The sequence below is a fragment of the Janthinobacterium sp. 344 genome, assembly GCF_900112025.1.
In the GTDB taxonomy this organism is placed as follows: domain Bacteria; phylum Pseudomonadota; class Gammaproteobacteria; order Burkholderiales; family Burkholderiaceae_D; genus Janthinobacterium.
In genome coordinates, this window is record NZ_FOKL01000007.1 from 257,410 (window position 1) to 270,243 (window position 12,834).

Consider the following 12,834-nt stretch of genomic DNA (forward strand, 5'->3'; position numbering starts at 1 on the left):
GAGTCGATGATAATATGGACGCAATGCGTGAAAAAGTGGCTGAAAATCCGCTCATAGCGGACATTAATTCCTGAATAGGCTGGCATGGATAATTTGAATGGCATCGCCGCCTTCGTGCGCGCGGCGGAAACGCGCAGTTATGTGGCGGCCGGGCGCCTGCTCGGCGTGTCGGCCTCGGCTGTCGGCAAGAGCGTGGCGCGGCTGGAGGAAAAGCTGGGCGTGCGCCTGCTTAACCGCAGCACGCGGCGCATCAGCCTGAGCAACGAGGGCGCGCTGTTTTACGAGCGCTGCCAGCGCATCCTGGCCGACCTCGGCGATGCGGAGGCGGAACTGTCGCACCTGGCCGAGGCGCCGCGCGGCAAGCTCAAGGTCAGCCTGCCCGTGATCGGCTACCGCATCATCCTGCCGCTGCTGGCCGATTTTACGCGCCAGTATCCCGAGATCGAGCTCGATCTCGATTTCAATGACCGCCTCGTCGACGTGGTGGCCGAAGGCATGGACGTGGCCGTGCGCAGCGGCACGCTCACCGATTCGCGGCTGATGGCGCGCGAACTGGGGCCGTTCGCCTTTGCCATCGTCGGCGCACCCGCCTACTTCGCCCGCCACGGCGTGCCCGCCACGCCGCGCGCGCTGGAGCAGCACGCCTGCGTGCGCTATAAATTTCCCACCACGGGCAAGCCGCAGGAATGGGCCGTGCAGCATGCCGACGGCGACGGCGACAGCGGCGGCGACTTGCGCCTGCCGACCGCCTTGACCTGCAACAACATCGAAGCCTTGATCGGCGCCGCCACGCAGGGCGTGGGCCTGGCTTATCTGCCGGACTTTATCGTGCGCGAAGCCATCGCGCGTGGCGAACTGCAAGCCGTACTGGGCGACTACCTGCACACTGCCAGCAAGTTCTGGGTACTGTGGCCATCGAGCCGCCACCTGTCGCCGAAAATCCGCGTCTTTGTTGACTACTTGTGTACCCATCTGCATTTTTCCGCGCCACTTCCCCCGCCGCCGTCCTCGCCTTGACTGGTCTGGCCGCCGCCATGGCGGCCACTTGAGGATTATTCCTACCCCGAAACAGATTTTTCCTAACATTGCAGAATTTTTATTTGCTGCGCCGCACCACGCTACGCCGCTCACCGTCAGCTTATGGCCTTGCTGAATATCCGTTATGCGTTATCTAAATTGCCATGTGGAATTTATTTATGTTAATTTCATATCTGTTTCTGCAACATTGTTATCGTTGGACGGTTGCGGGAACATGGGCATGATTAAGCGTCATAAGCGCGTAGTAACCAACAATTAGGGGCGCAAGCCCTGTTTCATTCAGGGAGTGTGCATGAAAACAGTCACCACGACGCCGCCGAAGCCGGCGCCAGCAGCAACGGTCAAACCTGCCCGCAAGACGGGCTTGCTGCTCGGTGGCGGCGCACCAAATTCCACCTTGATCGCGGGCGCGCTGGCGGCGTTCCTCGACGAAGGCATCGAGTTCGACGTCATTTCCGCGTCCGGCGCCGGTGTCCTGATGGGCCTGCTGTACACCTCGCCGCACGATGCGACGCCGCGCCAGGCCTTGCAGAGCTGGGCCGACACGGGCGTGGCCGACAGCATCTACAAGATGATCCCGATCAATTACAAGGTGTTCCAGAAGCCGGGCATGCATGCCAGCACCTTCCGCGATGCCTTCCAGCCACCGGCCAACAATCCTTTTTTTCAGGCCTTCCAGCAAACGTTTGCGGGCGTGCCCACGGCCTGGTCGGACTGGGGCAAGCTGATGCTGTCGTCGCTGTCGCCGTCGGACCTGTCGGCGAAAAGCCTGGGCCTGTGTGCGCACCTGCCGTTCCTGGAAAAGGCCGTGGACTTTTCCGGCGTGGCCCGCATGCGTCCCGATTTCTACATCAATGCCTACAACCTCAGCGAGCACCGCATGCAAATCTGGGGCAAGCACGAGATCGCGCCCATCCATGTGCGCGCGGCCCTCTCGTTTCCTTTCCTGTATGCGCCCACGACCATCGCCGGCGACGACTACATCGAAGGCGCGGCGCTCGACACGCTGAACTTCGATCCCTTCATCGAAGGCAAGGGTGAACATGCTGACGCCGACACCCTGGTCATCCTCGACATCCTCGGCGACGAGCGATTGCTGCGCAAGCCGCGCAACCTGTACGACGCGTGGGTGCGCTCCATCATCACGCCGCTGGTGAAAATTTCCAAGAGCGAGCTGCGCCTGTTCGAACTCGAGCACAACACGGATGCGCGCACGGGCCAGCCCAAGCGGCGCCTGCTGAAGCTCGACCTGATGGGCGGTATTCCCGAGCAGCACTGGCCCGACACCCTGGACTGGTCCAGTTCGAACATGCAGCTGCTGTTCGACGTGGGCCACAAGGCGGGCCTGGCGTTCTGCCGCCAGCACGGCGACTTGCTGCGCCGCACGCCCGAGGCCGCGCCGCTGGCGGCCTAGCACGCGCCGGGCCGCCGTCCCGCCCCCGATCCCCGGCCACCCGATCGGCAGCTCCTTATCCTGCCTGGCCTTGCCAAGCCTCTTTTTTACTGTGAAACACCATGAATATCACCAAGCAATTAATTCTGACCCTCACCATCGCCTTGCTGGCGCTGCTACTGCTGGGCGCCGGCGGTGCCATCCAGCTGCAGCGCGCCCAGGAGCGCTTTGACACCGTGCAAAACCGCATCATTCCCAGCATCCAGGGCTTGAATGCGGCCAAGGGTTTCCTGGCCGACTCGCGCCTGGCCGGCTACCGCCTGTCCGTGTTTTCCAACCTGGCCGACAAGACGGCGCTGGACAAGGCCGTGGCCGACGCGAATACCAATTTTGACAAGGTCATCGCCACCTACCGCGCCGAGCGCCTGTACGATGCCACGGACAGCAAGATGCTCGACGCCGACCAGGCCGCCATGGAAGCCTACCGCCGCGCGCTGGTGCCATTCTTTGCCGCCGCCTACGCGGGCGACATGGATGGCGTGCGCGCCACCTTGCTGGCCGGCACGCCGCTGGCCATCACGGCCGCCGCCGCCAAGAAAAGCATGGACGACCACATCGCCTACAACAACAAGCTGGTCGACGATGTGAAGGCCGAGAGCCTGGCCGCCTACGACACGGCCTTCAACACCATGCTGGCCGTGCTGGGCGTGGCCGTGCTGCTGACGGGCGCGCTGGCCTGGCATATCTACCGCACCATCAGCGGCGGCCTGGGCAATATCGAGCATACCTTGGAGCGCGTCAGCGCCTCGCTGGACCTGTCCGCCGCCATGCCCGTCGAGCGCATGGACGAAGTGGGCCGCACGGCCACGGCCTTCAACAAATTCCTGGAGCGCATCGTCGACGTCATCGCCACCGTGCGCACCTCGGCCGATACGGTCAGCGTGGCGGCCGCGCAGATTTCCGCCGGCAACGCGGATTTGTCCGTGCGCACGGAGCAGCAGGCGTCGTCGCTGGAAGAAACGGCCTCCAGCCTGGAAGAGCTGACTTCGGCCGTGCGCCAGAATACGGACAATGCGCGCCAGGCGAACTCGCTGGCCGTGTCCGCCTCGGATGTGGCCCGCAAGGGCGGCGCCGTGGTGGCGCAAGTGGTGGGCACGATGGGTTCCATCAATGAATCGGCGAAGAAGATCGCCGACATTATCGGCGTGATCGACGGCATTGCCTTCCAGACCAACATTCTGGCGCTGAATGCGGCCGTGGAAGCGGCGCGCGCAGGCGAGCAGGGCCGTGGCTTCGCCGTGGTGGCCACGGAAGTGCGCAACCTGGCGCAGCGCTCGGCCGCGGCCGCCAAGGAAATCAAGGGGCTGATCGAGGATTCCGTCGACAAGGTCAACACGGGCAGCATGCTGGTCGACCAGGCGGGCGCGACGATGGAAGAAATCGTCGCCAGCATCTTGCGCGTGACGGACATCATGGGCGACATCGCCAACGCCAGCCACGAGCAGAGCGCCGGCATCGAGCAAGTCAACCAGGCGATTTCCCAGATGGACCAGGTGACCCAGCAAAACGCGGCCCTGGTGGAAGAGGCGGCCGCCGCGGCGTCGTCGCTGCAAGACCGCGCCGTGGAACTGGTCGACGTGGTGGCCGTGTTCCGCCTGCGTGGCGACGCCCAGGGGAAAGCGCTGGCAGTGGCGGGCGGCTTGCCGGCCCCGGCGGCGGCAACGGCCAGTCGGCGCCTGGCACTGTCCGGCCGCAGCGCCCGCGCGTAAACATGGAAAAAACCCCGGCATGCCGGGGTTTTTTTTGGGGCTGTATTACGGTCAAATGGGAAAAGCCTGCGCCCGGCGCCCGGTAGCGGGCGAGCGGGCCTTCAGCGGGCATCCGGAGGGAAAATCAGGGCTGTTGCAAGCGGCCGATCACGCTGGCCACCTTGGCGGTAATCATGTCGACCGCGGGGCCATTGGCGCCGTGCGGCAGAATGACGTCGGCATTGCGCTTGGTCGGTTCGATGAATTGCTTGTGCATCGGGCGCACAGTTTCCAGGTACTGCTCGATGACGCTTTCCACCGAGCGTCCCCGTTCGGTAATATCGCGCTGCATGCGGCGGATGAAGCGCACGTCCGAGGCCGTGTCGACAAAGATCTTCAGCGACATCATGTTGCGCAAGTCCTCGTCATACAGGGCAAACAGGCCCTCGATCACGATGACGGGGGCGGGCTTGACGGCGATGGTCTTGTCGGAGCGGTTGTGCAGCGTGAAGTCGTACACGGGCATCTCGATCGCTTCGCCGTTGCGCAAGGCCTGGACGTGCTGTACCAGCAAGGACCACTCGAACGCCTGTGGATGGTCGTAATTCTGCTGGCGGCGCACTTCCGGGGAAAGATGGGTCTGGTCGCGGTAGTAGTCGTCCTGCATCACGACAGAGACCATGTCGGCGCCAAACGACGCGAGCACTTGCTGGGATACGGTGGACTTGCCGCTGCCGCTGCCGCCAGCGACACCAATGACAAATGGTTGGAAAGGAATATTATGCATGCCGAATGATACCGGAAACGGGCCCGGACCGACAGGGGGCGGCTGATCCGCACTGCGCATCGGGCAGTCCGCCGACGCCTGCCTGGCGCGCTTGCCTGGCCATCCACCGTCGTCTGCGGCTGCCGCGCCTGGCAAGACGCGGCATGCCGTTTCCTGGACCGCCAGCTTAGCGCTTTTCCTTGTTGATCTGCTGCAGCAGCTTGAACGCTTCGTGTTCGATCGCCGGTTCGGCTTCCGCCAGTTCCTTGCTGGCCTGGACATAGGCGGCGCGCTTGCGCTCTTTCTTTTCTTCTGGCGCAACGGCCGCCGTCATGCCCGGCATGATGAGCTGGGCGCCGGAGTTGTACTTCTTGTGGATGACTTGCTTGCCGTACGGGGTGGCATAAAAGCGGCTCATCTCGATGGCGGTCTCGGCGGAAATGGCGCGCGTCAGCGCCGGCGCCATGCGCTGGTAAATCTCTGCCGGCGGAACGTTGGCGAGCTTGGCGAGCACCGCCTGCTTCTGGGCTTCGCTGGCGTAGCGGCTGCGTGCGGCGACGCCATTGATGACTTTTTCAATCTGCATCGCGCCCAGCAGATCCTGCACGGCTTTCAGGTGGGCCGGGTTGGCGGCCGCAGACTGTGCCACGGGCGCCGTGGTGGCGGCAAATGCGGGTGCGGCGATGGCCACGGACAGGCCCAGTACGGCGTGGACTACAAATTTCATGCGTTTCCTTTGAATGAGAATATCAAACATCAATGTCATGGCGCGCCGCGTCGGCATCAGCCAGGCAAGCGCTGGCTGCCGTTAGCCATTGTCGAATTGTAATTCAATCACGCTGCCGTCGCTCCAGGCCTTGTTCCGCAACGGTGGCGTGGACGACTGCCCCTTGAATGGCACGCCTGCCGTTTTTTCGTCAAGGCTGATCGTTGCGCTGGCGATACGCCGCGCGCAAGGCAGGGTTTCCTTTTAGTCACTGCTTATTTGGATAAAATGACAAGAAAGAAATAGGCATGTTATATTGTGAAACTTTCCTTTCGGCAACTAAAGCTGTACTTGCGTTGCATAATAAACCACTTCAACTTTCACCGCCAATGACTTGTCCAGTATGTAATGCCCAAAATTCCGCCATGAGCGCGCGTTGCCTTGAATGCGGTACGATATTGATTCAGGAGGCCGTTGCGCGCCCGGAAAAGCTGCAAGAAACGGTGGATAATCTGGACCGGCGCATGAATGCGGGTTACGGTGGGCTGGCAGGCTTCGTGGTCGGTATCGGCAGCTGGATGGTGCTTTCTCGGGACGAAAGCGAAGCCAAGGTCTGGATACTGATTTGTATCGTGGCAGGCGCCAGCCTGGGCCGGTTTGTTGCGTGGCGCCGGCGCAATTCGCTGGAGTAAGCCGCCGCTGGCATGCCGGTGTCATTGCGCGTCGTTGACACGGTGTCTCGCTGCCCGGCGGCGCAAATGCCTGGCGGCGGGCGAAACGGCCTGCGGGTGGCTTGCTGTCCGCTGCATATGGTCTTCCTCCGATGTGGATCGACGCCAGCGCTTGAGCTGTATATTAACCGTCCGTGGTCAATGCTTTGTCAACTTGGGCGCCAAATTAACGTGCCGATCCCGCCATGATGGAATACAATTCTTGCGTGGCAGCCAGCTTGCCTGGCAAGGCCGGGCACGGCGTCACGCCTTGACCTCGGAAAGACGTTTGCTTATGACTCTGCAGTTCCTCCCGCCGGATGTGTCTCTTGCGCCCCGCGCGCCGTCTGTTCCGTCCAAGCCGTTCGGCTCCCTGTTGGCCCTGACCCTGTTTTGCCTGATGCCTGCGGCGCCAGCCCTGGCGGCTGCGTCCGCCAGCAACAGCGTCATGCTGGAAGAGCTGACGAGCACAGAATTGCGCAGCCGGATCGAGCATGGCGCCACCACCGTGCTGATACCGATCGGCGGCGTGGAGCAGAGCGGGCCGTATATCGCGCTGGGCAAGCACAATGTGCGCGCCGGCATCCTGGCGCGGCAGATCGCGCAAACCCTGGGCAATGCCATCGTCGCGCCCGTCGTCTCGTATGTGCCTGAAGGCAGTATTTCTCCGCCTGCCGGCCACATGCGCTACGCGGGCACGATCTCGATTCCGCCGGCCGCCTTCGAAGCCGTGCTGGAAGGGACGGCGGCCAGCCTGCGCCAGCATGGTTTCCGCGACATCATTTTTCTCGGCGACCATGGCGGCTACCAAAAGAACGAGCAGAACGTGGCAAACAAGCTCAACCGAACCTGGGGCAAAGGGCCCGCCGGCAAGGAGGCGCGCGCCTACGCCTTGCTCGATTACTATGACATCACGCAATCGGCTTACATTGCCGAACTGCAGAAGCGCGGCTACAGCAGCGCCGAGATCGGCCTGCACGCCGGCTTGGCGGACGCGGCGCTGATGCTGGCGACCGACCCGTCCCTGGTGCGCAGCGAGGCCATGGCGCATGGCGCGAAACCGGGCGTGGCCGATGGCGTGCGCGGCGACGCCACGCGGGCCACCAAGGAACTGGGCCAGATCGGCATCAAGCTGCAGGTCGATACGTCGGTGGCTGCCATCAAGAAACTGCTGCAGCGTAATCAATAATCTTCCGCTGGAAGTGCGTAACTTCCGGCATTTGCAACGAAACGACGCGAAAATCACATGAAAAAATCTCAACGACGCACCATCGTCACCTTGTCCGCCCTGGCCGCCGCACTGGCCGGCCTGGGCGTGGCCAGCCAGGTCATCGGCGCCAGCACGCCGGCCCCGGCCCCGGCCGCCGCGTATTCGCCGCTGCCCGGCATGCCGCCGCTGGTCGACCCGAAAAACGTGTATGGCAGCATTGCCAGCGGTAATATGAGTCCCGTGGTCAAGGATCACCTGCGCCGCGTGTACGTGCCGAATCTGCGCTCGAACGACGTCTACGTGATCGACCAGGACAGCCTGAAAGTGGTCGACAAGTTCAAGGTCGGCAGCGGCCCGCAGCACGTGGTGCCGTCGTGGGACTTGCGCACCCTGTGGGTGGCGAACAATGCCGAGCGCACGGACAAGGGCAGCCTGACGCCGATCGACCCGTTGACGGGCAAGCCGGGCAAGGAAGTGCCCGTGGATGATCCCTACAATATGTATTACACGCCGGACGGCAAGTCGGCCATCGTCGTGGCCGAAGCGCGCCACCGCCTCGATTTCCGCGATCCGAAGACCATGGCCGTGCAGTATTCGATCGACACGCCCCAGTGCGGCGGCATCAACCATGCGGATTTCTCGAACGACGGCCGCTACGCCATGTTCACCTGCGAATTCGACGGCACCATCGCCAAGATCGACCTGGTGGGCCGCAAGGTCGATGGCTACCTGAAACTGCAGATGCCGGCCAAGCGCTTCGCCGAATCGGGCCCCGTGGGCGGCCCGGCGAATGAAATCTGCAGCGTCAAGAAGGGCATGCCGCAAGACATACGCATCTCGCCGGACGGCAAGAAATTCTTTATCGCCGACATGGACGCCGACGGCGTGCACGTCGTCGATGGCGCCACCCTGAAGGAAATCGGCTTCATCCAGACGGGCGTGGGCGCGCATGGCCTGTACCCCAGCCGCGACGGCAAGAAATTGTACGTGGCCAACCGCGGCACGCACCGCATCCACGGCAAGCCGAAGGGCAAGGGCAGCGTCAGCGTGATCGATTTCGCCACGGAAAAAGTCGTGGCGAATTGGCCGATTCCCGGCGGCGGCAGCCCCGACATGGGCAACGTTTCCGCCGACGGCAAGTACCTGTGGCTGTCGGGCCGTTTCGACGATGTGGTCTACCGCATCGACACGAATACGGGCGACGTGTCGAAGGTGAAAGTGGGGCAGGAGCCGCACGGCCTGACCGTGTGGCCGCAGCCGGGCCGCTATTCGCTGGGCCATACGGGCAACCTGCGTTAAGCGGGAGGCGGGCGGCAAGCGCTGCGCCCGCCATCCGCCTGAGCGCGTCTTGCTTGTCAGGAAGGTAACGTTGCGGCATACTGCGTTTCCTTTCTTTTACTTCCGTGGCAGGCCATCATGATTCTTGATCACATCGGTTTGAACGTCAGCGATACGCAGGCCAGCAAGGCCTTCTTTTCAGCCGCCCTGGCGCCCCTGGGCGTGTCGGTGGTGATGGAAGTGCAGGGCTGGGTGGGCCTGGGCAAGGAGGGCAAGCCTGACTTCTGGTTCGGGACGGGCGCCGCGCCGCACGCCGGCATGCATCTGGCCTTCACGGCAGGCAGCCGCGAGCAGGTGCGCGCGTTTTACGCGGCCGCGCTGGCCGCCGGCGGCACGGACAATGGCCCGCCAGGCATCCGCGCAATCTATCACCCGAATTATTACGGCGCCTTCGTGCTGGGCCCGGACGGCCACAATGTCGAAGCCGTCTGCCACCTGCCCGAGGACTGACATTGTCCATTACCTGAAGAGCACTGCATGACGCACGGCACTACCCTGTTCGCGGACGACCTTGGCCGCTATGCCTATGTGAAGACGGGCTTTTCCTGGCCTGCGCTCGTGCTGGGCTCCCTCTGGGCCGTGGCCAAGCGCCGCTGGTGGCTGTTGCTGCTGATGCTGGCCATGGACCTGTGCCTGTGGTTTGGCAGCCAGCTGGCGACGGGAATGCAGATCGGCCCCATGATGTTGCTGATGGCGGGCGCCGAGCTCAGCTATCTGCTGGCGCGGGGCTGGTATGGCAACCGCTGGCTGGAGGCGTCCTTGCGCAGCCATGGCTACAAGCCCGTCGTGCCGGCCATCGGCGCCGGACCTGCCTGACACATATTTTCCCTCCAGATACTGACGCTCGCCAACGGTGAGCCGTCCAGCCAAAACTTTCTGCGCAGCCTAGCGCACCTTTGATCCAGATCATGCCTCGCCAGCTGTGCTCACGTAGCCTTGGGACTCGCGTTGCAAAGCATCTCTCCACCAAACGGATATGTTTTTTCGCGTCTCGTGGCACAGCCCGGTTAGCCGGTGGTGTCGCCAACTATTGATGTCCACCCACTGTTCTTTAATGAGGAAACTCCATGTATCCATATTCCCGTAGTGTTACCCCTGCCGCCAAAAACCACCTGGAAGCCCAACTGGCTTTCTTCAACGGCCTGTCGAAGTCGCTGTTCCAGTCGGCGCAACAGTTTAACGACCTGAACATGCAACTGGCGCAAGGCTTGCTGGAGGAAGGCTCGATCACCAGCCAGAATCTGCTGACGGTCGAGCGCGTGGAAGACGCGTTCCAGGTCGCCGCCGCCTCGGGCCAGCCGGCCGCCGAGCATCTGCGCAAATACCAGCAGCAGCTGTCGCGCCTGGCCGCCGATACCCAGGTCGAACTGGCGAACGTGGCGGAACAGCATGTGAATGAAACGAGCCGCACGGCCAAGGCACTGGCTGAAGAAGTGGCCCGTACGGCATCGGAAGAAACGGAGAAAAACGTGCGCAAGCAGCAGGAAGCCATGCAGCGTATCGCCGAACCATTCCAGTCGTATCATCAAAACGGCGCCAACCGTGACCAGCAGCGCGGTGCCCAAAGCCGTGACGGCCAAAGCCTGCAAAGCGCCAGCCACCAAGGCAGCCAGCAGTCCGGCAGCGAAAGCTCGGCCAGCGGCAGCGCAGCGCAAGCGAGCGGCTCGCAAAGCAAAAGCAGCAGCGCCAGCCGCAAAGAGTAAGCCTGCGGCTGCTGGCGCCTGAGCCGTCCCCGAGGGCCGAGCCTTGGGGTGCGGCTTGGTCCGCCAGGCAGCGCTGCATCACGCAGTGTTGTTTCATCACGCCGTGTTTCAGGCAGTGCCTCGGCAAGCGGTTTGCCGCTTGCCGTTGCCAGCCTGGACAGAACGCCCGCCCCTCAGGGGGCGGGCGTTTTGTTGTCCGGGTCCCGCATGGCGGCAGCGGGCGGCGCAGGCGTCGCGGCCGCAGCGGCCGCAGCGGTCTCGCGGGCGGGGCCGCTGTTGGCGTCGATGAAGGCACTGACGGCGTCGAGCGTGGGCGCCAGCATGCGCAAGGGGCCGGCCAGCGAGGCGACCAGGGTGGCATGGCTGACGGTGTCATAATAAATTTCCGTCACGGGCCGCTGCTGTGCCCGCAAGGCGGTCGCCAGTCCGCCCGTATTGCGTTGCGGATTGACCAGCTTGTCCTTGCCTGGCGCCGGCGCGATCAGCAGGGCGGGCGGTGCCTCCGGCGTGACATGGTGGATGGGTTGCGACGACGTTGGCGTGTCGGGGTAGAAAAATACCGGGCGGGCCGTCGGGTTCTCGATGGGCAGGAAGTCATACGGCCCGGCCAAGCCTATCCAGCCGCGCAAGTCGTGCGGGCGCATGCCGTGCCGCGCCAGCAGGCTGGCGTCGAGCGCCACCATGGCGGCATTGTAGGCGCCGGCACTGTGGCCCATGACGAACAAACGCGACGGGTCGCCGCCATGGCGGCGCGATTCCAGCGCGGCCCAGGCCACGGCGCGGGCCGCATCCTGCAAGATCTCCGGGTAGTGCACCTCGGGAGACAGCCGATAGTCGGCGATGACGGCCAGATAGCCGCGTGAAGCGAGCGCATGGCCGACGAAGGCATAGTCGGCCCGCTCGCCCGAGGTCCAGTTGCCGCCATAAAAGAAGACCACCACCGGCGCGAGCCCCGTCTGGTGTTTCGGCGCATACACATCGAGCTTTTGCCGGGGCAGGGGGCCGTACGCCAGGCCATGCGTGACTTGCGAGGCGCTGCCGGAGGACAGGGCGTTGATGGCGGTCAGGGGCGAGCAGGCGATCAGGCCGGCCGTCAGCGGAATGGTTGCTAGCAGGCTGAGCAAAGTGGTGCGCAGAATCGTCATGCCAGCCCCTGATGGTGATGAGTGATGTGTGCAGTGTAGGCCCTGCGGGGCGGAATATGCACGCGGAAGTTGTATTGAAGCATAGGTAATTGCTTAAAGTGTTACATCTGGCGTATCGCGTCCATCCTGCAGCAGCCACTTGCGCGCCGTGGCGATGACGGCGTCCGACAGGGTGCGCGTGAGCGGCGTCTGAATGTCCCAGGCATGCCAGATCAGCGGGACGTCGAGCGCCTGGCCGGCCGCCACGTCGACCAGCCTGCCGGCGGCCAGCGCCGTTTCCGCCTGCAGCAGGGGCACCATGCCGTATGCATAGCCCGCTTCGATGAAGCGCACGAAGTCGCGTGCCGAACCGAGGACATGGTGCGGGTAGCGGCCCGCATAGCCGAGGCGGTGCTGCAGATAGCGTTCATGCAGCGCATCCTTGCTGCCAAAGGTGATGGCGGGCGCCTTGCTGACGGCCTCCACCGTAAATCCCTCGGGAAACCATTCTTGCGCAAACGCGGGCGAGGCCACGCACAGGTAGCGCATGCCGCCCAGCGGCGTGGCCGTGGTGCCGGCCACCAGGTCGGTGGCGCTGGTGACGCAGGCGAACACGCGCCCTTCGCGCAGCTGGCTCAGGGTGTGGTCCTGGTCGTCGAGCCGGATGTCGAGCAGGCAGGACGGCGGCGTCAGCAGCGGCCCCAGCGCTTCCGGGATCCAGGTGGCGGCGCTGTCGGCATTGACGGCAATGGCCAGTTCCGGCAATTGCGTGCTCGGTCCCGGCTGGGTGTCGAGCGCCGCTTCGAGCAGCTTGACCTGGCGGTAGTGGGCGATCAGCCGCTGTCCCGCCTCCGTGGGCGCGGGCGGATGGCTGCGGATGATCAATAAAGTGCCTTCCAGGTTTTCCAGGGTGCGGATGCGCTGCGACACGGCCGGCTGGCTGATCGCCAGCGCATGCGCGGCCTTTTCAAAGCTGCCCAGGCCGATCACGGCGTCGAGGGCGGCCAATCCACGGTAATCGACGACGCGCATAAGTTTCTCTTATATATGTTTAGAATCATTCATTATACTTATATTTACTTTTTCTTTACACTATTG

The 12,834-nt window shown here is 63.6% G+C and carries 13 protein-coding genes; 9 read left to right on the forward strand and 4 right to left on the reverse strand.

Annotation, left to right across the window (positions count from 1 at the left end; translation table 11 throughout):
* Positions 1-84: 84 nt before the first annotated feature.
* The 3 genes from BM193_RS19600 (at position 85) to BM193_RS19610 (ending at position 4,200) form a co-directional block, all read left to right on the forward strand.
* Positions 85-1,017 carry a LysR family transcriptional regulator gene (locus BM193_RS19600; RefSeq protein ID WP_092799491.1) on the forward strand — a complete coding sequence of 311 codons (933 nt, stop codon included), beginning with the start codon at positions 85-87 and terminating at the stop codon, positions 1,015-1,017.
* Between the two features lie 313 nt (positions 1,018-1,330).
* On the forward strand, positions 1,331-2,452 hold the full coding sequence (locus tag BM193_RS19605; RefSeq protein ID WP_092799489.1) for a patatin-like phospholipase family protein: 1,122 nt from the start codon (positions 1,331-1,333) through the stop codon (positions 2,450-2,452).
* 101 nt (positions 2,453-2,553) lie between these two features.
* A complete protein-coding gene (locus BM193_RS19610) occupies positions 2,554-4,200 on the forward strand; it encodes a methyl-accepting chemotaxis protein (RefSeq protein ID WP_092799487.1) in 1,647 nt (548 codons plus the stop codon).
* 124 nt (positions 4,201-4,324) lie between these two features.
* On the opposite strand, the gene udk is transcribed toward BM193_RS19610, so the two are convergent.
* Both udk and BM193_RS19620 read right to left on the reverse strand, forming a co-directional pair.
* Positions 4,325-4,966, reverse strand: a complete 642-nt coding sequence (gene udk, locus BM193_RS19615; RefSeq protein ID WP_092799485.1) for a uridine kinase — start codon at positions 4,964-4,966, stop codon at positions 4,325-4,327.
* A gap of 166 nt (positions 4,967-5,132) precedes the next feature.
* A complete protein-coding gene (locus tag BM193_RS19620; RefSeq protein ID WP_092799483.1) occupies positions 5,133-5,672 on the reverse strand; it encodes a hypothetical protein in 540 nt (179 codons plus the stop codon).
* Between the two features lie 404 nt (positions 5,673-6,076).
* Here BM193_RS19620 and BM193_RS19625 point away from each other — a divergent pair, with 404 nt between their 5' ends.
* The 6 genes from BM193_RS19625 to BM193_RS19650 all read left to right on the forward strand — a co-directional run bounded on the left by BM193_RS19625 (position 6,077) and on the right by BM193_RS19650 (position 10,612).
* Positions 6,077-6,343 carry a hypothetical protein gene (locus BM193_RS19625; protein WP_139176207.1) on the forward strand — a complete coding sequence of 89 codons (267 nt, stop codon included), beginning with the start codon at positions 6,077-6,079 and terminating at the stop codon, positions 6,341-6,343.
* Positions 6,344-6,683: 340 nt separating this feature from the next.
* Positions 6,684-7,550, forward strand: a complete 867-nt coding sequence (locus BM193_RS19630; RefSeq protein WP_368087288.1) for a creatininase family protein — start codon at positions 6,684-6,686, stop codon at positions 7,548-7,550.
* Positions 7,551-7,607: 57 nt separating this feature from the next.
* Complete coding sequence (locus tag BM193_RS19635; protein WP_092799479.1) at positions 7,608-8,870, forward strand: YncE family protein; 1,263 nt, start codon at positions 7,608-7,610, stop codon at positions 8,868-8,870.
* A gap of 117 nt (positions 8,871-8,987) precedes the next feature.
* Positions 8,988-9,359: a VOC family protein gene (locus BM193_RS19640; protein ID WP_217638496.1), complete on the forward strand. Its 372-nt coding sequence runs from the start codon at positions 8,988-8,990 to the stop codon at positions 9,357-9,359.
* Between the two features lie 27 nt (positions 9,360-9,386).
* Positions 9,387-9,725 (forward strand): hypothetical protein, encoded by a 339-nt coding sequence (locus BM193_RS19645; protein WP_092799477.1) that lies wholly within the window; start codon positions 9,387-9,389, stop codon positions 9,723-9,725.
* A 251-nt stretch (positions 9,726-9,976) separates the two neighbouring features.
* Entirely contained in the window at positions 9,977-10,612 is a 636-nt protein-coding gene (locus tag BM193_RS19650; protein WP_092799475.1) for a phasin family protein, read from the forward strand.
* 173 nt (positions 10,613-10,785) lie between these two features.
* Here the strand turns inward: BM193_RS19650 and BM193_RS19655 are convergent, their stop codons facing one another.
* Together BM193_RS19655 and BM193_RS19660 are read right to left on the reverse strand one after the other, a co-directional pair.
* Positions 10,786-11,757 carry an alpha/beta hydrolase gene (locus BM193_RS19655; protein ID WP_092799473.1) on the reverse strand — a complete coding sequence of 324 codons (972 nt, stop codon included), beginning with the start codon at positions 11,755-11,757 and terminating at the stop codon, positions 10,786-10,788.
* A gap of 93 nt (positions 11,758-11,850) precedes the next feature.
* Entirely contained in the window at positions 11,851-12,768 is a 918-nt protein-coding gene (locus tag BM193_RS19660; RefSeq protein ID WP_092799471.1) for a LysR family transcriptional regulator ArgP, read from the reverse strand.
* Positions 12,769-12,834 lie beyond the last annotated feature (66 nt).